Origin of the sequence: Actinomadura sp. J1-007 (assembly GCF_009793335.1) — a bacterium.
Classification (GTDB): Bacteria; Actinomycetota; Actinomycetes; order Streptosporangiales; family Streptosporangiaceae; genus Spirillospora; species Spirillospora yumaensis.
On the sequence record NZ_WING01000001.1, the window covers coordinates 5,688,368 to 5,707,900 of the forward strand.

General features: G+C 63.4%; 20 protein-coding genes and 2 pseudogenes. 14 read left to right on the forward strand and 8 right to left on the reverse strand.

Translation table 11 applies throughout. The features are described 5' to 3' along the window. Positions 1-254 precede the first annotated feature (254 nt). Genes GEV43_RS25880 through GEV43_RS25890 form a run of 3 tightly spaced genes read left to right on the forward strand, consistent with a single transcriptional unit; the run spans position 255 to position 1,992 of the window. Positions 255-947 carry a hypothetical protein gene (locus GEV43_RS25880; RefSeq protein ID WP_160822930.1) on the forward strand — a complete coding sequence of 231 codons (693 nt, stop codon included), beginning with the start codon at positions 255-257 and terminating at the stop codon, positions 945-947. After that, positions 944-1,558: a DUF488 family protein gene (locus GEV43_RS25885; RefSeq protein ID WP_160822931.1), complete on the forward strand. Its 615-nt coding sequence runs from the start codon at positions 944-946 to the stop codon at positions 1,556-1,558. The genes GEV43_RS25880 and GEV43_RS25885 overlap by 4 nt, the downstream gene beginning before the upstream one ends. Then, positions 1,555-1,992, forward strand: a complete 438-nt coding sequence (locus GEV43_RS25890; RefSeq protein WP_160822932.1) for a DUF488 family protein — start codon at positions 1,555-1,557, stop codon at positions 1,990-1,992. Before GEV43_RS25885 ends, GEV43_RS25890 begins: the two co-directional genes overlap by 4 nt. A 217-nt stretch (positions 1,993-2,209) precedes the next feature. Here the strand turns inward: GEV43_RS25890 and GEV43_RS25895 are convergent, their stop codons facing one another. After that, positions 2,210-2,755, reverse strand: a complete 546-nt coding sequence (locus tag GEV43_RS25895; protein WP_160822933.1) for a GIY-YIG nuclease family protein — start codon at positions 2,753-2,755, stop codon at positions 2,210-2,212. A 120-nt stretch (positions 2,756-2,875) separates the two neighbouring features. On the opposite strand from GEV43_RS25895, the pseudogene GEV43_RS51050 reads away from it, so the two are divergent. The 6 genes and pseudogenes from GEV43_RS51050 to GEV43_RS25925 all read left to right on the forward strand — a co-directional run. Then, positions 2,876-3,053, forward strand: a pseudogene (locus tag GEV43_RS51050) (IS481 family transposase); the annotation flags it as partial. Between the two features lie 388 nt (positions 3,054-3,441). Beyond that, positions 3,442-4,146 carry a 7-cyano-7-deazaguanine synthase QueC gene (gene queC, locus GEV43_RS25905; protein ID WP_160822934.1) on the forward strand — a complete coding sequence of 235 codons (705 nt, stop codon included), beginning with the start codon at positions 3,442-3,444 and terminating at the stop codon, positions 4,144-4,146. A gap of 8 nt (positions 4,147-4,154) precedes the next feature. After that, the gene (gene queE, locus GEV43_RS25910) at positions 4,155-4,793 is read left to right on the forward strand and encodes a 7-carboxy-7-deazaguanine synthase (RefSeq protein WP_160822935.1); all 639 of its coding nucleotides are present in this window, start codon (positions 4,155-4,157) and stop codon (positions 4,791-4,793) included. Continuing rightward, positions 4,793-5,176: a 6-carboxytetrahydropterin synthase QueD gene (queD, locus tag GEV43_RS25915; protein ID WP_160822936.1), complete on the forward strand. Its 384-nt coding sequence runs from the start codon at positions 4,793-4,795 to the stop codon at positions 5,174-5,176. The genes queE and queD overlap by 1 nt, the downstream gene beginning before the upstream one ends. A gap of 61 nt (positions 5,177-5,237) precedes the next feature. Next, complete coding sequence (gene dpdA, locus GEV43_RS25920) at positions 5,238-6,476, forward strand: tRNA-guanine transglycosylase DpdA (RefSeq protein WP_160822937.1); 1,239 nt, start codon at positions 5,238-5,240, stop codon at positions 6,474-6,476. Positions 6,477-7,094: 618 nt separating this feature from the next. After that, a complete protein-coding gene (locus tag GEV43_RS25925) occupies positions 7,095-8,090 on the forward strand; it encodes a hypothetical protein (protein ID WP_160822938.1) in 996 nt (331 codons plus the stop codon). A 29-nt stretch (positions 8,091-8,119) separates the two neighbouring features. On the opposite strand, the pseudogene GEV43_RS56310 reads toward GEV43_RS25925, so the two are convergent. From GEV43_RS56310 to GEV43_RS51060, 3 genes and pseudogenes are all read right to left on the reverse strand, one after another. Continuing rightward, positions 8,120-8,368: pseudogene (locus GEV43_RS56310) on the reverse strand (major capsid protein); the annotation flags it as partial. Next, the gene (locus GEV43_RS56315) at positions 8,281-8,631 is read right to left on the reverse strand and encodes a major capsid protein (protein WP_160822940.1); all 351 of its coding nucleotides are present in this window, start codon (positions 8,629-8,631) and stop codon (positions 8,281-8,283) included. The pseudogene GEV43_RS56310 and the gene GEV43_RS56315, both read right to left, overlap by 88 nt. Beyond that, positions 8,534-9,361 (reverse strand): hypothetical protein, encoded by an 828-nt coding sequence (locus GEV43_RS51060; protein WP_160822941.1) that lies wholly within the window; start codon positions 9,359-9,361, stop codon positions 8,534-8,536. Before GEV43_RS51060 ends, GEV43_RS56315 begins: the two co-directional genes overlap by 98 nt. Positions 9,362-9,519: 158 nt before the next feature. Between GEV43_RS51060 and GEV43_RS48290 the strand changes: the two genes are divergently transcribed. From GEV43_RS48290 to GEV43_RS25960, 4 genes are all read left to right on the forward strand, one after another. Further along, the gene (locus tag GEV43_RS48290) at positions 9,520-9,801 is read left to right on the forward strand and encodes a transposase (RefSeq protein ID WP_375539106.1); all 282 of its coding nucleotides are present in this window, start codon (positions 9,520-9,522) and stop codon (positions 9,799-9,801) included. Between the two features lie 337 nt (positions 9,802-10,138). Beyond that, the gene (locus GEV43_RS25950) at positions 10,139-10,870 is read left to right on the forward strand and encodes a hypothetical protein (protein WP_160822942.1); all 732 of its coding nucleotides are present in this window, start codon (positions 10,139-10,141) and stop codon (positions 10,868-10,870) included. Positions 10,871-11,230: 360 nt separating this feature from the next. Continuing rightward, entirely contained in the window at positions 11,231-11,923 is a 693-nt protein-coding gene (locus GEV43_RS25955; protein WP_160822943.1) for a hypothetical protein, read from the forward strand. A 211-nt stretch (positions 11,924-12,134) separates the two neighbouring features. Next, positions 12,135-13,952, forward strand: coding sequence for a sacsin N-terminal ATP-binding-like domain-containing protein (locus tag GEV43_RS25960; RefSeq protein ID WP_160822944.1), 1,818 nt, complete (start codon positions 12,135-12,137; stop codon positions 13,950-13,952). A gap of 109 nt (positions 13,953-14,061) precedes the next feature. Here GEV43_RS25960 and GEV43_RS56320 read toward each other — a convergent pair whose 3' ends face one another. The 4 genes from GEV43_RS56320 to GEV43_RS25980 form a co-directional block, all read right to left on the reverse strand. Further along, the gene (locus GEV43_RS56320; protein ID WP_160822945.1) at positions 14,062-14,313 is read right to left on the reverse strand and encodes a GNAT family N-acetyltransferase; all 252 of its coding nucleotides are present in this window, start codon (positions 14,311-14,313) and stop codon (positions 14,062-14,064) included. A 20-nt stretch (positions 14,314-14,333) separates the two neighbouring features. Further along, a complete protein-coding gene (locus GEV43_RS25970; protein ID WP_160822946.1) occupies positions 14,334-14,753 on the reverse strand; it encodes a hypothetical protein in 420 nt (139 codons plus the stop codon). 150 nt (positions 14,754-14,903) lie between these two features. Then, on the reverse strand, positions 14,904-15,692 hold the full coding sequence (locus tag GEV43_RS25975; RefSeq protein ID WP_160822947.1) for a hypothetical protein: 789 nt from the start codon (positions 15,690-15,692) through the stop codon (positions 14,904-14,906). Between the two features lie 526 nt (positions 15,693-16,218). Beyond that, the gene (locus GEV43_RS25980; protein ID WP_160822948.1) at positions 16,219-18,762 is read right to left on the reverse strand and encodes a hypothetical protein; all 2,544 of its coding nucleotides are present in this window, start codon (positions 18,760-18,762) and stop codon (positions 16,219-16,221) included. Between the two features lie 415 nt (positions 18,763-19,177). Here GEV43_RS25980 and GEV43_RS25985 point away from each other — a divergent pair, with 415 nt between their 5' ends. After that, a complete protein-coding gene (locus tag GEV43_RS25985; RefSeq protein ID WP_160822949.1) occupies positions 19,178-19,333 on the forward strand; it encodes a hypothetical protein in 156 nt (51 codons plus the stop codon). Positions 19,334-19,533 lie beyond the last annotated feature (200 nt).

Consider the following 19,533-nt stretch of genomic DNA (forward strand, 5'->3'; position numbering starts at 1 on the left):
CCACACATCGGGGAAGGCCCCCATCAGCCCCTATGCCCCTCACCTGCATGGACGTGGTCTCGGCAATCACGAGGACAGGGCCATTGAGATGAAGACCACGCGGTAGCGGCGGATGTACCTGTTGACCTGCTCGTCCCATTGGCTGCCCTGAACAGTCGCGGCAAGGTTTTGCGTCCCTTGTGGGCAGCTGCACTGTGCCGGTGCTTTGCGTTACGGTCACATACCGGGGCAACCGTCATATTCGGAGGGTGTGCGTGACAACGATCAAGACGCTCGTGTGTCTGGCGAACTCCCGTAAGTTCTCGGAGCGCTGTGTAGCGGGGATCGTTTACAGTGGCCAGAAAGAGTGGATACGCCCCGTCGGCGCTGGCCAACACGGCGAGGTCTCCCAGGACGAGCGGCAGTATAGAGACGGTTCAGAGCCGCGTGTCCTCGATATCATCTCCGTGCCACTTCTCGAGCCACAGCCGCACAGCTTCCAGAGCGAGAACTGGCTCCTCGATCGTGACTACTACTGGGAAAAGGTCGGCCGGGTCGGATGGGACGAGCTGCTCGCGCTAGAGCAGCGCCCCAGGACTCTGTGGACCAACGAGTACCATGCTTACCATGGCACCAACGATCGCATGCCAGTCGAGCAAGCGGACACCCCGGCGGACTCGCTCAAGCTTATCCGGGTCGATCGCGCGACGCTGCATGTCGCTGATGAAGGGTTTGAATATCCGAAGCGGGTCGTTAGGGTGCGCTTTAGATATGGAGATTATGAATATGCTCTGCGAGTGACCGACCCGGAGTATGAACATTTATATCTGGCCAAATCAATCGGCACCTACGAACTAGGTGAATCTTTCATGACAGTGAGTCTTGGTGAACCTTATAATGACTTCATCTATAAGCTGGTCGCGGCCATCATCGAACGAGCGAAGGTCGAAACAGGCGGCAACGCATGACATCCAGTACCATATTCACAATCGGCCACTCCGCACACAGCTTCTCGATCTTCCAGAACCTGCTTCGGAAGCATGAGATAACGGCCGTTGCGGATGTGCGCTCGATGCCCGTCAGCCGGTTTGCGCCCCAGTTCAACCGAGACATGGTAAAGCGCAGTTTGTACGACTCTGGCATAAAGTACGTATATCTCGGCGAGGAGCTCGGAGTGCGCTCGAGCGACGCCACCTGCTACGTCGACGGGCGTGTGCAGTACAGCCGCCTTGCCCGGACTTCTGAGTTCGCCAAAGGTATCAGGCGCCTGCTAAAGGGGGCGCAGACTGAACGGATCGCCGTCATGTGCACCGAGCAAGAGCCACTGGATTGCCATCGCACGGTGCTTATCGCCCGAGTGATTGTAGAGCATGGCATCGCTGTTGAACACATCCACGGTGACGGGCATATCGAGGGCCATGCCGTGGCGATGCAGCGTCTCATGGCCAGATTCGACCTAGCCGAGGATGACCTTTTGTACACGCCAGCCCAACGCCTAGAAATGGCTCTCAGTCGTCAGGAGCGGCGGATCGCGTACTTCAATGAGGAGTTTCGCGTTGATGGAGTGGCAGGAGAATGAAGCTCTATACCATTGGTTTTACAAAGAAGTCGGCCGAGCGGTTCTTTGGGCTTTTGTGTGAAGTAGAAGTGGCAACGCTGGTCGATGTTCGATTGAATAACGTCTCGCAGTTGGCAGGTTTTGCCAAGCGTGACGACCTAAAATACTTCCTCAGTGAGATTTGTGGCATAAATTATATCCACCGGGTCGACTTGGCTCCGACGCAACCCATGCTGGATGACTACAAGAAGCATGGCGTGAGCTGGACGGCTTACGAAGACCGTTTCCTGGAACTCATGAAGCGTCGTCGTGTTGAGGACACCGTCCCACAGGAACTGCTCGATAATGCGGTATTGCTCTGCAGCGAAGACAAGGCGCACCAGTGTCACCGCCGGCTAGTCGCGGAATATCTCGCACAGCACTGGGATGATGTCACGATTCAGCATCTGGGCTGAACCGTGCTCTGGGTCTTGCGCTCTGATCGTCTCGAACGAACCCATTCACGAGTACTCGCATGTCGCATGAATCGACAAGGTATTCGACACCGACACGGTGCCGTGGCCTTCCCCAGTGAACGCCTTTTGCTGATGGGTTCGGGGCCGACGGGCAGCTGCGTCTGGGGGAGGCCGGGAAGCGTCAGGATCGCAGGCTGGACCTTGTCGAGGTACTGGACTAGCCCACGATGGGAAGTGTTCGGGCGAGCTGTCGGGCTTGAGCGCGCAGGGCCGTGAGTTGTGGATGGAAGGGATTGTGTTTGTTCTGATCGAGGTTGAGAGGCAGGTCGAGCTGGGCGATGAGCTCAGTCTCCCAGCTCCACGGTTCCGGATGTTGGACCCAGCAGACCCGAGCGTGCTCGGCCATCCAGGCGGTCAGTCGGGTCTCGCCGTCCTTGCCGAACGTCATGCGCTTGCCGCTGCCGACGCGTCGGAGCTCCAGGCCGAGTAGGCAGCCAAGGGTGAGGCGGAGGGTAGAGCCTTCGGCGTTGCCCCGGTAGTGGTAGCGGACCCGTTTGCGCAGGTGCTGTGTGCTGGAACGGGTTGTCATCTTCCGGGGCGCGATGCCGACGTACAGCAGGGTCTTGGCCGGCAGGTCGGGGTGAGGGGCGACGTCGAAATGCCAGCCGTAGACGCCGGGTTCGGGCGGAGCGGCGCTGGGCCGTGCGAGAACTTCGGCGGCGGTCCACAGCCGATCGGGTTCGGTGAGGAGCGAGGAAAGCATGAGGGTGTGCTCCTAGATATAACGACCCTGGACGTTGTCGACATGGCGGATGGTGGTTGATCGATAAGAAAGACCTCCGGTGTGGTGGAGGTGTCGAGTCTTCACCCCACGGAGGTCTTCGTGTCTCACCGTAACGTCTGGCGAACCGTTCATGGCCGTCGTCTGCTGGTCGAGCGGGTAGGCCGCCCGGTCGCACCTGCCGCGGCCAGGATGGGGAATCTCTTGCACCACCCACAAGTGGGGCAAGCGGTGGCGTGCCGGAGGCGAGCACGCGTTGGACGATCGTTCCACCCGCCCCGGCGACACCGGCGTCGACGCTCATCCGCTGGCAGCAGCCGCGACAGCCCGCTGCGTCACGGCATCAGGCCGGTTGCACTCCGCCCGAATCGACTAACTCGCTGCTCAAGCTCCCAAGGTTCGCTGTGAGATCAGGCTCCGGGCCACCGTTCAGGGCGCGCTTCACTCCCGTCGCGGACGGTTTCCTGAGCCGGTAGTCAACAAGCGCACTGTTGACCGAGGCTCGATTGCAGCCGGTGATGTCCCTGTCAGCTGGAAAGTCACCACAGGCGGAATCTGCATGCAAGACCGCGCTCCTGACCGAGTGGAGATCATCGTGACTGTCAGAGGCTGAAAGTACATTCGTCCGGTAGACGGTTCCAAGGTGTGCGCAGGGCGGTGGGCAACGGATGAGCACGGAGAAACGCAGGGCTGTGGTCTTGCTGAGTGGTGGACTTGACTCGACGACTGTCCTCGCGATCGCGCGTGACCAGGGATACGAGACCTACGCGCTTAGCTTCCGGTACGGCCAGCGGCACACCGAGGAACTGGACGCGGCGCGGAAGATCGCCGCCGAGTTGGGCTCTGCCCAGCATGTGATCGCGGACATCAACCTCGCGGTCTTCGGCGGCTCGGCGCTGACCGATGACGCCTTCGACGTTCCTCACCACGACAACACGGAGGAGTTGGGCGACGAGATTCCGATCACTTACGTGCCCGCCCGCAACACAGTGTTCCTGCCGTTCGCTCTCGCCTGGGCCGAGACTCTCGGGTCCTCCGATGTGTTCATCGGCGTCAACGCCATGGACTACAGCGGCTACCCGGACTGCCGGCCCGAGTACATCCAGGCATACGAGCGCATGGCCAACCTGGCCACCAAGGCTGGCGTCGAGGGGACTCAGCGACTCAAGATCCACACGCCGTTGATCGATCTGACCAAGGCGCAGATCATCGAGCGTGGGCTGGACCTGGGCGTGGATTACGGCTTGACGCACAGTTGCTACGACCCCGTCGACGGCCGGGCCTGTGGGACCTGTGACTCGTGCCTGCTGCGTAGCCGCGGTTTCGCCGAGCTCGGTCTCACCGACCCCGCCTTCACGTCGGCGAAGGGCTGATCGGCACGATGTACCGGATCAAGGAGATCTTCTACACCCTGCAAGGTGAAGGGAGCCATGCCGGACGTCCGTCCGTGTTCTGCCGGTTCACGAGCTGCAATCTGTGGACAGGGCGCGAGGAAGATCGTCATCGTGCCATCTGCAAGTTCTGCGACACCGATTTCCTCGGCACTGACGGACTAGGCGGCGGCAAGTTTCGGGCCGTCGCAGATCTGGCGGCTGCGGTCGCCAAGACCTGGCAAGGGCAGGCGCACCCACGAAGCCGCCCTTACGTCGTCTGCACAGGCGGTGAACCGTTGCTGCAACTGGATCGGGCTGCTGTGGAGGCCTTCCACACAGAGGGGTTCGAGGTGGCGGTCGAGACCAACGGGACGCGACCCGCGCCCGAGGGCATCGACTGGATCTGCGTCAGTCCCAAAGCAGGCACCGAACTCATGCTCACCTCGGGCAATGACTTGAAGCTGGTCTATCCGCAAGTTGGGGCTGAGCCCGAACGCTTCGAAGAGCTCGCCTTCGATCGCCTGATGCTTCAACCCATGGACGGTCCCGAGCTCGCCGCCAACACGCAAGCTGCGATCGAGTACTGCCTCGAGCACCCTCAATGGCAGTTGAGCGTCCAGACTCACAAGATCATTGGAATTCGCTGATGGAGATCTTCCGAGAGTTCACGTTCGAAGCCGCCCACAGGCTGCCGAACGTGCCCGACGGGCACAAGTGTGCGCGGCTCCACGGCCACAGCTATCGGGTAGAGGTACATGTCAGCGGAGAGGTGGACCCTGTCATGGGGTGGCTTATGGACTTCGCTGAGATCAAGGCGGCGGTCAAGCCGGTGATCGACCGGCTCGACCACTACTATCTCAATGAGGTGCCCGGGCTAGAGAACCCGACGAGCGAACAGCTCGCAAAGTGGATCTGGGACCAGCTCGCTGCGCGACTCCCGCTCTCGGCCGTCATGGTGCGCGAAACCTGCACCTCAGGCTGTGTATACCGAGGTGAGCGCGGGGCTGCAGAACGTCCGGACCACGTCTGATGAGCGAGGTGCTCTCCGACGCCCGGCACAGAGACCCCCAGAGAACAGGCAGGAGACTCCTGTGAAATTCTACTTTCCAGACAGCCAGGATCAGGTCAGCCCGACCTATGACTTCCTGAACGAGGAATATTCTCCGCATCGTGTCCGGCAACGTGATGACAAATATGCCCATGAAGTTCTGTCTAAGCGCCCTTACCACGGCCTCTTGGTTAGCAAGTCCATTGTCGACGGATCGGTGCGGGGATCTGGTAAGTACACGATACCGCAGCGCGAGCGACTCTACCGGCTAGGCGTTGAGAAGTACTTTCGCCTACCTGAAGGGATGGCCACACTCGGAGACTGCGGAGCCTTCAGTTATATTAATGAAGAGGAACCTCCTTACGGAGTGAAAGATGTTGTCGACTTTTACGAGCACTGTGGATTTCAGGCAGGTGTGAGTGTCGACCACGTGATTTTCCACTACGGCCCCACGGCCAGTGAGAAAACGGTTCCGCAAAAGTGGTCCCAGCGGCGCCGACTCTCGCTTAGGTATGCGCAGGAATTCATCGACGAGGTCCGGAGGCGGGACAATGTGCTCATCCCGGTCGGCGCTGCGCAAGGGTGGAGTCCCGAAAGCTACGCCGATAGCGTGTGCCAACTGGAGGAGATGGGGTACGAGCGCATCGCGCTCGGTGGGATGACTCCTCTGCGAACCCAAGATATTCTAGAATGCCTTCAAATGATAAGCGAGTCGCGGCAGTGGGCGGAACTTCATCTTCTGGGTATCACCCGCGTTGATTCCCTTGAAGATTTCTCCCGCCTCGGTGTAGCGAGTTTCGACAGCACTTCGCCCTTCCGCCAATCTTTCATGGATGATCGGAACAGCTATCACACACCGGGTCGTTCTTATACGGCGATCAGGGTTCCGCAGGTGGATGGCAATCCTTCCCTCAAGCGGAAAGTGCTGGCCGGCCAGGTCTCGCAAGCGGCCGCGAAAAGCCTGGAGCGTGAAGCGCTCCGTCTATTGCGTGCTTACGACAGAGGTGACTCTTCGGCTCCACTTCAGAAAGTGCTGGCGGCTCTGAAGGAATACGAGCAGTTGGTCGAGGGGGAAAGAAAGAAATCCCGTATCGATCAATATGAGTTCTTCCTTGAAGATCGCCCATGGAAGAGATGTTCGTGTGGCTTGTGTGGGATCCATGGGATCGAGGTCGCAATCTTCCGAGGGTCCGAGCGCAATAAAAGGCGCGGCTTCCATAATCTTGCCGTCTTTGCTGACAAGATCCAGGACATCGGCCATTTGCCCGATCAGGAGGACTGATGGACGGCCGACACACTCCGACTGTCGGCGCTGGAAGCTCATCAAAGGTGAGCACTTACTGCTTCGCAGCTCGAAAGATATCCCCGTCTGTTCGCGACTGGAGATGGGCACCTTCGGTCCCGCGCGTCTGGTGACCAAGAGTGACAGTAGCCTGGTGAACCGAGAGGTTCACGCCGGGATCTGTGAGAGCCGGGGGTGAGACTCCCCCGGCTACTCGACCGCATGAAGTGACACGGTTTGCGACACCGACACCTTCCTTGCCTGCCCGGATCCAAGACGTTGGCCACCGCGACGGCCTGCCCCGCCGACAGTCTGTCCGGCTGTTCAGGTCCAGGCGCTGCTCGACCACGCTCCCTGAACGCCACCGCTGGCTACTTCCGCGCCGTCAACACCGAGACATCCCCGTCGTCGCACCGTCTTCGCCTCTTGAACATGCCCCTCATCTGCAGGTACGGCGTCGGGTTCACGAAAGGGCCAACCGCTCACCTGCTCGATGTCGACATGAACAAAGGCGTCGTGATCACAATCGGGCAAATCAGTGAGCTGTTTTGCTGAGTGTGATAGTCGTATGGTGGTGACGTTTTGTATTCAGGAGCGTCTAAGTAAGGAGGAACAACGATGGCGGTGAGTGACCAGGCAGCAGACCCCCAAAGCACACTATGCAAGTTCCTTGATTTGCGTCTTCCACAACGCGGCGTGGTGGTCGATCAATGGATCAAGGAGCTGCAGAAAACGCCTTGGACGGTTATCGATGTCGACGCCGACCGGAGCCTCCTGGGCACCGCGTTGGAGATCCGTATGGGGCTGGACCTGACCGACGAACCCGCCCACTGGGGACTGTTGTCCTTCCTGCCGCCCGAGCCGTGCCACGCCCTGTTGAGCGCAGCGGGTTTTGCTCCGGCCACCTACGATCACCTGCCCGACAGCGGCACCACCGATCCACTGCTGCTGTCATGGCACCGCATCACCCAGCCGACCCAAGGCCAGGATGCCGCTCAACGTGCTGCCCTGGTCGCCTGCATCAACGCTGCCTGCATCGATCAACTCGCCCACCGCCTGCACGCCACCCCCGCTGCCCAACTGCGCCGTTCACTGTTCCTGGCCCTGTATGGAGGCGGCGCCGGACCACTCGATGAGAATCATCCAGCGTTCGCTGGCCTGCATCACATGTGGAACGGCTACCTGCGCCACGGCCGCCAAGAACTCCAGCAACTGGGGCGGCAAACCATCGTCGCGCTCCCACTGGCGCCCGGGTTCGCCACCGCCGACCTGGCCGTCGGTCGGACCCTGGTAGAGATCAAAGCCTCCACCGAACCCACCCACCATCTTCAGGTATGGCTGAACCAACTGCTGGGCTACCTCCTGCTGGACCGCCTCAACATCTTCGGCTGGGAAGCCATCGCTGTATACCTCGGCTGGCACGCCACCATCTTGACGATCCCTGTCGCCAACCTCCTGGCAGCCGCTACCGTCGGCCCCACACCTTCGCTTGACCAACTCCGTGCGGAATTTCACCAGGCCATCTGCCCAGAACTCGACGAAGCCGCAACCTTTTACCTCCAAGCCCGCTATCCCCGCCCCGCCGCAGCCACTTCACCACCGAACGCACAATAAATTTCCGGACCAGCTCGCACGAAGTTTGATCACCAGCCGTTGAAGGTCAAAAGTGGATCGGTGGGCGGCGTGATCACCACTGCGGTGGCCTTCGCCTCCGTCTGCACCAGCGTCCACGCGTTGATCTTGTGGGCGTGCGCCACCAGGACCCGCTCGACGAAATACGTCCTCCATTCCGGCCACGCCCGCTCTACCAGCAGCGGCATGGTGATGCACAGCCCCTGCATCGACAGCCGCGTCTCGGTGAACGACAGGCAGGACACCTCCACGCACGTCTTCGGCGGGCACGCCTGCGCCCGGTTCCCCGGAACCGGAACCCGAGCTTGGCGGTGCCGTCGTAGATCTGCTTGAACGTCGGCCGCACCGGCCACTTGATCCCGCCGCGCCGCGCGATCATGGTCGGCAGGTCGACCAGGCCGTCGCGGCTGGCGGTCTCGCACATGTCATACAGCACCGCGGATTCGGCGCACCACATGCAGTTTGCCGCCGCGACCAGCGACCCGCCCGGCAGACGCCGCTCGCTGGCCGCCCGCTCGATCACGCCGAAGTCGTCTCGGTATCGGCGGTGAACTGCGCGGGCGTGTTGCGGTGCAGCGTCGCGATCCGGCCCTCACGCTCCCGTCGCCTGCGCTCATGCGGGCCAGGGCGGTCACCCGCTTCACCAGCGCGTCACCGAGATCCTGCAAGCCCGCGAATTCGGTGCCGGGGATGATGCCGGGAATGTCGGCGGCCACCGACACCGCATACGTGATGGCGGTGTCTGCGCCTATCTGCGACTGCGGGATGGTGCTGTTCGCCATCGCACCGAGGTTGATCATCGGTGCCCGGCCCGCAGGCGGGCGGGCGGCGCTGACGGTGACCAGCTCCCCTTCCAGAACCTCGCCGCCCTGCGGGCTATCGGTGCCCGCCGGAGCCGTCCCTTCCACCTGGGGCGGGGTCTGCTCCGTCGCCGGGGTGGTGGTCTGCTCGCCGTCCGTGGGGCCGGTGCCCAGACGCGCGGCCAGCTCCTGCACCCGTTCACCCTGATCGCGCTGGGTGTTGATCTGCTCGGCGATCGCCTCACCGACGTCGGCGAGCACCTCCATTCGCGTCACGTCGTCGCCGGACAGGGTGTTCTTGGCCTCCAGCTCCCGGAACGCCGCCACCGCGGCGTTCCGGGCCCCGTCCAGGTCTCGGGGCAGGTCATCGGTAAAGCCGGCCAGGACCTGGCGAAGGCCCTCGACGCCGTTTTCCGCGTGGGCGGTCAGCAGCCGCCTCAATAGCTCATTCATGCTGGCCCTCCGGTGGCAGCACGTCACATCGACGTGCTCCCAGCCCACCTAGCCAGCAGAGCTGATGATCACACTCTCGCTGCCAGGCGGTAGGCCGGTGGTATGAGGTATGGGCAAGTGGTGGCCTGTCACCTGGACAGCGGGCCGCGCGTGAGCGGATCCGGCTGCAGGCCGCCGGCATGTTCGAGCAGGGAGCGACGAACGCTCAGGTCGCCGAGTTCTTTGGTGTGACGCCGATGACGGCCTGGCGGTGGCGGCAGGCCTGGCAGACCAGTGGCCGCCAGGCGCTGCTGTCGCAAGGGCCGGGCGGTTTCCCGTGTCGGCTGGCCAAGGCCGAGCGGCGCCTGCTGGAGGAGTTGCTGGAGGCCGGGCCGCCGGCGCACGGGTATGGCGATCAGGACTGGACGCTGGCGCGGATCGCCGAGGTCATCGACGAGTGATTCGGGGTGTCCTACACGCCGCAGGGTGTGGCGGTGTTGCTGCATCGCACGGGTGGAGTGTGCAGGTGCCCGCGGGGGCCGCCGAACGCGACGGGGCCGAGGTCGGCCGCTGGGTGGGTGAGGAGTGGCCGCAGATAAAAGGCAGGCGGCGGACCTGGGGGCCTGGCTGGACTTCGTCGACGAGACCGGCCAGAGGCTGAAGCCGCCCAAGGGCCGCACCTAGGGACTGTCCCGTGATCATGTGACGGGATCTTGGAGCCAGATGCGGATCGAGACGACGGCGATGCTGCCCTGGTAGATGAGTTCACAGTCGTAGCGCACGAGTAGCCTTCACGCCATGGCCGCGACGATGCCGATGTACGCCATGCCGGAACCGGGCGCGCGGCTCGCGGTCCGACCCCGGCCAGCGAGCTGGGACGCAGCCGGGCACCCGAGTCAGGTCCGGCTGGAGGAATTCCTCGCTGATGCCGCCCGAGTATGTGCCCCGCGGCTCGACCAACTCCCGGACCCGCTCGCGTTGCGGCTGGACGTGGCTATCCCCGTGCGGACACCGCTGCTTGACCAGCATGACCTCGACAACTACCTGCTCCCGCTCGCAACCCATCTGAGCAGGACCAGCGGTAGGCGGTTCGTGTCGGTCTGGGGCACCAAGCGGCACGCCCTGGACTCCTATCTCGCTGTGGCCGAGGCGATGCCCGCCGACGCGAACGCCTGGCACGGCCAGGCCTTCGATGTTCGGACCACCGCGGCCGCCGACACGACGGCCTTCAAGGAACAAATCGACCAGCAACTCACCGAGGCTACTCTCCTCCCCGAAGGGCCGCTCCGTCTCCACATCGCCTTTCTCGTCGGTTCCCGGAGGCAATGGCCGAACCTGTGGAAGCCGACCATCGATGCCCTCGGCCGACTCCTCGGCGGCACGACACCCGACCGTCTCTGGCACCCCCGTGATGGCCGCATCGTGGAACTCGGTCTCAGCACCCGTATCGATCCGAGCCTTGGCCACCACGTGGCGCTGCGCATCCAGATCGCCCCAGCGGACACCCCGGCCACCGCCAGGCCCAGCTAAGAGAAGCCGCCGGGCACTGCCGCTATGACGTGCTTTTGCGTGCACCGCCGCACTGACCTGAACTGTGCAATGACTCTGGACATCCGTGCGGTGAGGTAGGCCTGCGGGCGCGATGTCGGCGTTGCTGCCGACCGTCTCCCGCAGGTCCCTCCCGCACCCGGCGTGCGCTGGCGGACTCATCCATGAGTACTCGCAGGTCGCATGAGGTGACAGAGTTATCGGCACTGACAGGCACGCTACCAGTCGATTTCGACGAGAGCGCAGGTAAACCGGCAGGTCAGGTCGATGGTCTCTCTGTTAGAGACCGTTTCTGGCAGCGCTGTTGCGCCTGTACTCGGCGTGACAAAGGGGGAACATCAAGTGAGTAAGAAGATCACTGAAGAGCTCAGCGTGGAGATCGACGACCTGTCCCTGTCGCTGACGGGGTGGCAGGTCGAGGACATCCGGGCTCGGTTGGTGAGCGAGGCATATTGGGACAGCGGATACGAGCACAAGGTCGCCGTTTCCGGCACCCTGCGGTTCTTGCCGGAGGACTGGACCGAGCGTTTCGCCTACGAGGATTATGTTCCTCTTCCGCTCATCACGCTCGGCAGGACGGGTCAGCCGACCTCGAAAAGCTTCATGACTATCGACCAGGTCGACCTTAAGACTGCGAGCAAGCGGTCCGTTCGAGTTTCAATGAAGAGCGATGAGTGGTGGAGCAAGAAGCGCTGTGCCGCCGGTGATGTCCAAGTTGGGATCACCGCTTATGACCTCCAAGAGGTCAACCTCGAGTACGCCAACTCCAGACTGGACATGTCCCCGAAGGAGATCATCGAACTGCCGGTCGACCTCGTTGACGAGACGACGTACGGGTCGATCCGGCCGAACTCGACGGTTGCCACCGCTTACGTGCGCCGGAGGAAGAAGGACGATGACGGCGACGACATCCGGGTGCATCTCGAAGGGCTCTTCCAGCTCGGCTCCGCCGAGGAGCTGCTCGCCGACTTCGTCAGCAAAGACCCTTGGAACAAAGAGAAACTGAAAGACAGAGATGAGTACCCCTCGAAATAGACCTCCCGAACCTTGAGATCGAGGTCCTGGACGAAACCGGCTTCCTCCTGGGCAAGAAAGAGGTCAACTTCCTCGGGCGGGCGCGTATCACCGAGCCCGGCACGCCGTCTGGCCGCCACCCTCGCTGGCACGTCTACGTCGGGGAGCTTCTGGAGGACTACGCAGGCGAGCCCTCTCGCGTACTCATCAGGTTTGTGGACGGTGACGAGTGATGCCCGGCCTTGCCCGGCATCTGCAGACCCTGCAGACCACTCTCGTACGGGAATACACCCAGGCTCCGGGACTGTTCGGAGAGATCGCTCGAATGGAGGCCCTGCTCGCCGACACCTACCGCGACCGTGTGCCCTATGAGCTGTTGCAAAATTCCGACGACGCGGGCTCCCGTGTGGTCGAGGTCGAAGACCTCGGCGACGGGCGGTTCGGGTGGCGCAACGACGGGCGGCCGTTGAACGCCGCTGACATCGAGGCCCTATGCCGAAGTGCCAGCTCGACCAAGCAACGCGGCGAGGGCACCATCGGATACCGTGGAATCGGTTTCAAATCGCTCGCCGCCATTGCTGAGCGCATCGATATCCGTTCCGCCGACGTGGCGTTCTCCTTCGACCGCCGCCGCTCCGCCGAAAAGCTCGGGATGGCGGTCGATCCCGGGTCAGTTCCGCTCATCAGAGTTCCGACCGGTATCCGCGAAGTCGAAGCGTGGGTGGACGGAGTGTCGTTCACGGTCACCCGGCAAGGTGGAGCTCAGGCTCAGATCGGGAACATCGACCCGATCAGCGTCTTGTTCCTGCGGAACGTCGAACAGCTCACCGTTCGGGCTGACGGGCAGGCATCCACCGCGCACATCGAACGCAACGACCAAGGGGTGGTGCTGCGCAACACTGATGGAGAGGCACGTTTCGCGCTGCTGCGCCATGGCGGGGCGACGGTCGCGGTCCCATTGGACGCGCGAGCGTTGGCACTCGCCGGTATCCGCGGCAGGCTCGCCTGCTTCCTACCGTTGAGCGACGAGCTCGGCGTCCCGATCGTGGTGTCGGGAGACCTGCTAACCGACCCCTCGCGCACCCACGCAGTCGTCGGCGACGAGTCGACTCAGCAGATCTTGGCCGACGCCGCGAGCGCGGTCGCCGAGGCGCTGTGCATGCCCAGCGGCGCGGTCTTTGAGCGGTTGTGGGAACTGGTACTGGACGGAGAGGACATCCGCAGCCCCCTAGTCGCCCCAACCCTGACGGCGAGCAAGGCGTTCCTGACGTTCCTGCGGGACGAGATGATGGCGCGCCAGCCGGGATTCGCTTACTCTCCCGTAGCGTTGGAGCCTGAGGACGTTGCCGCGGTCTTCCCGCAGGGCGGCCCGGTGGCCCTGTACGCGGAACGGAACCAGGCCAGCGCCCGCGCCGCCCGGACAGTGCTCGGGCTGCGCAGCTTGGACATCGCAGAGATAGTGAACTCTCCCGCAGTACCTGGACTGTCCGCCCCGACACGCACTCGGCTGGGGCATCACCTGGCCCAACTCGCCCGTACACATGGACGTCGGCTCAGCCCGGCCGAACAGCAGCTCGTCGACGCGGTGGCCGAACCCGCGACCCCGCCCGCTGCCGTGCCGAAGATCGCCCGGACGGACAAGGCCGCGACGGTGCCGTCCACTTCGCTGCCCGAGATCCTCACCCGGTGGCGCACCGCCGAAGTCGCGACAATGGAGTTCTTGAACGCGCGGGGATGGAAGCTGCGCGATGTCAGTGCGCAGAACGTCGGCTACGACCTCGAAGGCGTCGACTCCCAAGGGAATGCCGTACGCGTCGAGGTCAAGAAGGTCGACCAGCTCGATGCGCAGTTCTCCATGACTAACAATGAACTGTCCCTCATGCTGCACGCCCCGAAGGGATACCTGATAGCCCTCCTCGTCGGCGACGGCCCGATCGCAAAGCTCATGATCTTGGATCCCGCCAACAGAGATCTACCGCGGGAGCGCGTCTGTCGCCGATGGGACTACGTGTTCACCGACTGGGCCCGCTTCGCAACAACAATCAGCTGAACGTTCGCCGACCGGCTGGCCGGCCATTCTCCGCACACCCGCGAGGAATGGCCGCGCCGCTACACTAATGGCTGCGCCCTCCCGTGGTGATCCCGCGAGCCTGGTGCAATCAAGACAGGTCCTGGGCACAGGCTTCGACGAACGCGGCGCCGTCCGCGGTGTAAGGCTGCTCAATCTCCTTGATTGGGAATCGTGACCGGGCTTCAGCCAGGAGGCGCCGCGCGATCCCTCTCCGCTGCCAGGCCTCTGCCGTCCATATGTGCCCAACGGATTCATAAACGCCCTCGCGATCGCGGTCATACAGGATCACAAACCCGGCGAGATGGCCCGTGTAACGCCACGGGCCCTCCTCCCCGCCCATACCTGAGACCGGGGCCAGAATCACCAGCCAGAGGCCGTCATCTCCCGGCGCCAAGTCCCACCCGCACGCGCGCCTGTAGGCGAGGGCAGCGCGGCCGAGAGCGCTCTCCTCCCACCCGTCTGGAGCATCTCGAACACATCCCTGCCGAGCGTGGCGGTGCCGAAGTCAACGGCGGCGTTGTCTAGGTCAATGCCCGACATGACCAGGTCCCAGTCTCCGTCCAGGCGCGGCGCCTCCCACGAGATGAGCGGGCCGATCTGCGCGGCGACAGCCACTTCCGCTTCCTGGACCAGGAACCGAAATTGCGAGATCACTTCAGTAACGGACAGTTCTTCTTCCCGGACGAAGGAACCACGGAAGACGATGTCTTCTAGCGCACGGTGTGCGGTCCTGTATGCGTTCTCGACTTCCGGTACCTGCGGAAACTGGTAATCAGTCATCTCTTCCACCATCGAGTGCAAGCCGGGGGATCAGTGGCCTGAAGCCGCTGAGGACTCGTGGGTCCAAGTGCCGTACGCCGCCGACCCCGCTCGGTGTCGAGGCGTTGACGGTGCAGCGTGACCCGTCGCGGAACTTGCAGTGCGGGTCTACTAATACGCCCTGGTCACACTGTGATACGCGTAGCCCAACCCCGCCGAGACAACCCAGGCGGCCGCTTCCGTATCAAGCTCCCAGGGTTTGGTCAGGAGAAGTTCGCGAAGTCGTCTGCGGTCAACGATCGTTTCCGGTTCCGGGAACAGACAGGTCCGGAACTGGCCTGCCTCACCCCAGTGCCGATGCCCTGAATCCTCCAGTACTGTCATGAACGCCTCCACGTGCTGGGGCCAGGTGGGGTGGCTCCACCATCGAAGGCCCGATCCGTGTGCTGCTGCACGCTTGAACGCGAAGACTGTGCCACGCTGCTCGACGCTGGCCAAGATGCCGCCCAACGCCAGGTCGGCGTCATCCTCGTACTCGCTGAGCCGGTCACCGGCGAGCTCTCCCAGGGGCTGCCCTGTCGGCAGAGTTCTCCCGGGGTTGGTGAACCACCTGTAGAGGCGCTGCATCAGGCGCTCGAGGTCTTCGAACGCGACGTCCTCCAGGTCCGTGGTCTTGGACTCCGCTGAAAGCTTCGTCTCGAGGAGCCAGCCCGTCAGACGCTGCTTGACCCGCCACGTGGTGTGGCTGTTGACCCGCAACATGTCCCCGTCGTGAAGCAGTCCGTCGGCATGCCAGTCCTCGATGCAGGTGTTACGCCAAACTCCGTTCGTGATGCCCAGCGCGAGCAGACCAACGACAGGGCCGAGCGTTTCGGGATCAATACCGCCATGCTCACGAAGCATCTGGTCAACAACGCTCAGCTCTTGCTCCGGGGTGAACCGATCAACGCTTCTCGCCATCGTCTCCCGCCTCCACAACATCAACGCCCTACTGACACCCTGACGCATCCGACCGCGCCGTGTTGAACGAACGGTGGGTTCCCATGAACTGGATCAGTCCCGCTTCTCATCCAACGACCGAGTGGAGTTCCCCTTGTCCTGCGTACCAGCGGACGACCGCTGCTCTGGCTCCCGGTGTGCGCTGCTCGGTACACCGGGCCAGCGCCACGTCACGTCCAGGGTCGAGGTTGATCATCTTGGCATGGTGGGCCGGTACTCGGAGGAGGGATCGGTGTGCACCGCCCATACGTCATGGTCCCGGGAGAGCTTCAGTCCCTCCCTGACAGCGGCACGGCGCGCCCGCTGAGCTACCCGCTGGACGTGCTCGGGGTGGCGATGGATGTCGGGTGTGCTGGCGGTGAGCGCTGCGGCCAGGCGATCGAAATCGATCACCACGTCGCCGGGTCGGGCGTGCGCCTCCACGCCCGATCGCAGCAGGTGCGGTGCCCGTGTGGGGCTGTCCGTCAAACGGGCACCGCAGGGGCTGCTACAACTGCAGGATCACCCCTTCGACCTGCTGCAGGGCGGCGACACTGGCCTCGGCTGCGCTGCGGGCCTTGGTCAGCCTCTCCATCCATTCGATTCGCTGGTCAGCCGATAGGGGCTGCTCCTCCAGTCGAATACGCAGCTGCCGGGCTGTTTCGAAGTCGGCCAATAGAGCGTCGGCGGATTGGACCGCGTGTTCGTACATGCCAGCGACAACCTCGATCCGAGCGGGTAGCTCGCGTCGGAGATCAGTGAGTTGTGCACGAGGGTCTGCCGCTACAGTTTCGGCCGCCCGCATTCTGCTCTCCGGAATTATGTTCTCTGTTCTGCCGTGGTGCTGGCTGTCCTCTTCGTCATACCCGTCCTCCTCGTCCTCGGCAGCGTTTGAGACATGTGGCATATCGGGAGGGAAAGTCTCGTCGAACCACGCCTTGTCCACGACGAATGCCGTGGGGCTGCCTTCGCTGTCCGGAACAAGGACCATGCCTGGGACGATCGGTGTCCTGTTCTCCGGGTTCCAGCTTTGCTCGCCGTAGCAGAGTGGAGTTGTTCCGTCGGGAGGCTGCGGGGCGCTGTAAGCGTCGGGATGAGCGAGAATTGTCTTCGCGAAAGCGATCAGGAGGTCCCGGGTGACGGTCGGCGCGCCCAGCGTGAAGGCCATCTTCAGCGCAGCGACGGCGCTTGATGGGCTGCGGCGCACCCCTTTTCTCAGGTTGCCCGCCTCGCTGCCCTGGCCGGGAGTGATCAGCGGCTCGGGAGCGTGGATCAGGTTGGGCACGATGCGGTCGACCAGAGCAGACCACGCTGCGGCATCGCCGGCCTCGGCTTTCAGGATGAGAGTCCTGACCGACCTGGGGTCTTGTCGGGCGCCTTCCTTGACATCCGAAACTCCGAACAAGCCTGTCGCGGACAGAATGTTCCCGCGCTGCAGGAACAGCTGTGCGACAGCGGCGGACCAGAGCCTTGTACGAGCCATGGCGGCCTTGGTACGGATCTGGCTCCAGGCCGGCTCTTGAAGCGCGCCCCGCACGATCGGCCAGTACGGCCCCGTGTCGCGTACCTGGCGCCGCCCAGTCGTTGCTGATGCCTCCGGCAGAGCGGGAAAGATCAGTGCGGTGATGGAGCGGATGGCAATGTCTCGCAGTGCCGCCGGGGCGGGCACCTCTTCCAGAGGTAGCAGCGGAGCGAGTGGGTCGAGCGGCCCGTTTGCTGTGAGCGCCGCGCGCACGCCATCCACGTCGAGCTGGTCGGCCGCCCGAGCACCGGGGAAGGCGTCGCTGAGTGCCGGTACGAGCTGTCTGTCGGTGACGTAGGCGTCGACGAGGATGGCCCATAGGGCGATGAGACGGGCATCTTCGTCGTACGGCTGGATGCCGCGCAAGTGATCATCGACGTTCAGTGTCCGCAGCACGTGTTCCAGGGCCGCCGGGTCGCTGCAGCCGATCACGATGTCCGTGGGCACGGTAGTGATCTTTGCGGCACGGTTGGCCGGAAGCTCTTGGCCCGCGTCCTCCCCGGCGCGGGCGGCGTTAAGGGTGAAGGAGATGCGGTTAAGGATTTCCCGCAGGTTGAGTAGCAGGAGCGGGGGGTCGGAGTTCTCGTTCGGCATCGGCCACAGCGATTGCGGCATACCCGTGACCAGATGCTCGGCCCGGACGCCGTAGATGTCTAGACGGGCCAGGGCCCTGTTGTTCGCCGTCACGGCGACCATGCGCCACAGCTTCGTCACCTGCTCATCGGGCTGCTGGATACGCCACTGCTGAAGGACGCACATCCCTCGTGACAGTTGGCCGGAAGCGACCAGCGACTCGACGAGATCGTAGCCCCGGCGGCGCCCAACACGGCGAAGGTTCTCCACCGCGTAACGCTGGAGGTGCACGGCGACTTCCTGTGGCTGGGGCGCAAGCACGAACGCCGCTACAGGCCGTCCGTCGCGCTCTGCGGGCTGCACAAGGGGGCGGGGACGGCGATTGCCAAGCGACGACAGCAGGCGGTCCCAGTCGCGCCGTGCCTCTCGGGCTACCTTGAGGGCAGCCCTGTGCTTGTCATCAGCCGCCGCGAGCGCTGCAGCGGCGTGGGGCTCATCGTCTCCAGAGCGACGCCGGGCATCCCGCTCCATCTCCGCAAGCTTCGCGTCCTTGTCGGCCCTCTCCACGGCGAACTCGGCAGCGACCAGTTCCCTGACCCGTCCCATCGCCCCCTCGTTGGGCGGGGTCCAGGCTCCGGCAGTGCGGTCGTTCAGGTCCCACGGGGCGATGCCCGCACCGTGGACGTCGCAGCTGAGCAGAAGCACCTTGTCTTCGCCCGTCTGGACGGTCCGATAGACGTTGGGAGCCAGGACCTTCTTACCGCGCTGGGAAGCGGTCAGCTTCTTGATCTCGGTGTCGCCCAAGGCGGACGCCAGGCCCTCAATGATCGCCTCTCGTGGCGGTGGGGTCACCCCCACCTCGGCGCAGGTGTTTTCGACGGCGTCGGCGAGACGTTCCGCGTAGGCCGCGGTGCTGATGTAGGGGAAGATGCCGTCCGCCCGCTTCTTCGGAATCATTGCGCGATCTGCTTTCTCCGGCTACGCCGGGAGAAGCACGCTCTCGGCCGTCGAGGGCGTGACACGCGCCCGAGAGCCACAGCCTCGTGCCAAGCAAACCGCGGACCGGTTCCCGTAGCGTTCGATCCCGAGCTGCTCCGTACGATCCGCCTGCCGCTGCCCGCAGAAGGATCAGCCCCAACAGCGCCACGGCGGCGCCTGGACGTCTCGCAACTGGCTCCTACTCCGCCGACGGCGGCATGAGACGGACACCGGTGGAGAACCACCGACGTGCGGATCGATGCTCGCATACCGGAGTCCTGAGTGATGCCGAATTGGAAAAGTTGAGACCTTTCTTCCCGGGGATAGAAATGATCTTTGTGGGTAGATGGTGGATCGAGGTGATCATTATTGGATTCTGAGGATATTAGGGGTTATGGCAGCAATCGAGGTGAATGGTGGGATCATCTTGATTGTGTCGATCCGAGCGCTGTTGAGCGTTGAGGTGCTGCTGGCGGTCGCGCTGCGGACCGGCCAGGCGGGGTCCAACACCACCGCTGACCTGTGCCGAAAACTCCATCGCCGGTTCTGACCTGGGGATGAAAGCGATGCCTCGTAAAACGGTGCTGTCTGCAGCATTGAGTTATCGGTCGGCTTTCCCGGGGATGCGGACCAAACCGTTGGTTGATCTTTCGTTCGTGCTGGGGCACATGACGACGCGTGATCCTGGGCGTGCTGTAGTCATCGCCGATGACATTCACCAAGAGCGCCGGTGGGGTGCACCGGCGATGC

Bases quoted from the DNA above. Each gene is read 5' to 3' on its own strand.
- GEV43_RS25970 (WP_160822946.1), bottom strand. From the start codon at position 14,753: ATGACTGATTACCAGTTTCCGCAGGTACCGGAAGTCGAGAACGCATAC.
- GEV43_RS25895 (WP_160822933.1), bottom strand. From the start codon at position 2,755: ATGCTTTCCTCGCTCCTCACCGAACCCGATCGGCTGTGGACCGCCGCC.
- queE (WP_160822935.1), top strand. From the start codon at position 4,155: ATGTACCGGATCAAGGAGATCTTCTACACCCTGCAAGGTGAAGGGAGC.
- GEV43_RS25950 (WP_160822942.1), top strand. From the start codon at position 10,139: ATGGCCGCGACGATGCCGATGTACGCCATGCCGGAACCGGGCGCGCGG.
- GEV43_RS25885 (WP_160822931.1), top strand. From the start codon at position 944: ATGACATCCAGTACCATATTCACAATCGGCCACTCCGCACACAGCTTC.
- queD (WP_160822936.1), top strand. From the start codon at position 4,793: ATGGAGATCTTCCGAGAGTTCACGTTCGAAGCCGCCCACAGGCTGCCG.
- GEV43_RS25985 (WP_160822949.1), top strand. From the start codon at position 19,178: ATGGCAGCAATCGAGGTGAATGGTGGGATCATCTTGATTGTGTCGATC.
- queC (WP_160822934.1), top strand. From the start codon at position 3,442: ATGAGCACGGAGAAACGCAGGGCTGTGGTCTTGCTGAGTGGTGGACTT.
- GEV43_RS25960 (WP_160822944.1), top strand. From the start codon at position 12,135: ATGCCCGGCCTTGCCCGGCATCTGCAGACCCTGCAGACCACTCTCGTA.
- GEV43_RS25890 (WP_160822932.1), top strand. From the start codon at position 1,555: ATGAAGCTCTATACCATTGGTTTTACAAAGAAGTCGGCCGAGCGGTTC.
- GEV43_RS25975 (WP_160822947.1), bottom strand. From the start codon at position 15,692: ATGGCGAGAAGCGTTGATCGGTTCACCCCGGAGCAAGAGCTGAGCGTT.
- GEV43_RS25925 (WP_160822938.1), top strand. From the start codon at position 7,095: ATGGCGGTGAGTGACCAGGCAGCAGACCCCCAAAGCACACTATGCAAG.
- GEV43_RS51060 (WP_160822941.1), bottom strand. From the start codon at position 9,361: ATGAATGAGCTATTGAGGCGGCTGCTGACCGCCCACGCGGAAAACGGC.
- GEV43_RS25980 (WP_160822948.1), bottom strand. From the start codon at position 18,762: ATGATTCCGAAGAAGCGGGCGGACGGCATCTTCCCCTACATCAGCACC.
- GEV43_RS56320 (WP_160822945.1), bottom strand. From the start codon at position 14,313: ATGGGCGGGGAGGAGGGCCCGTGGCGTTACACGGGCCATCTCGCCGGG.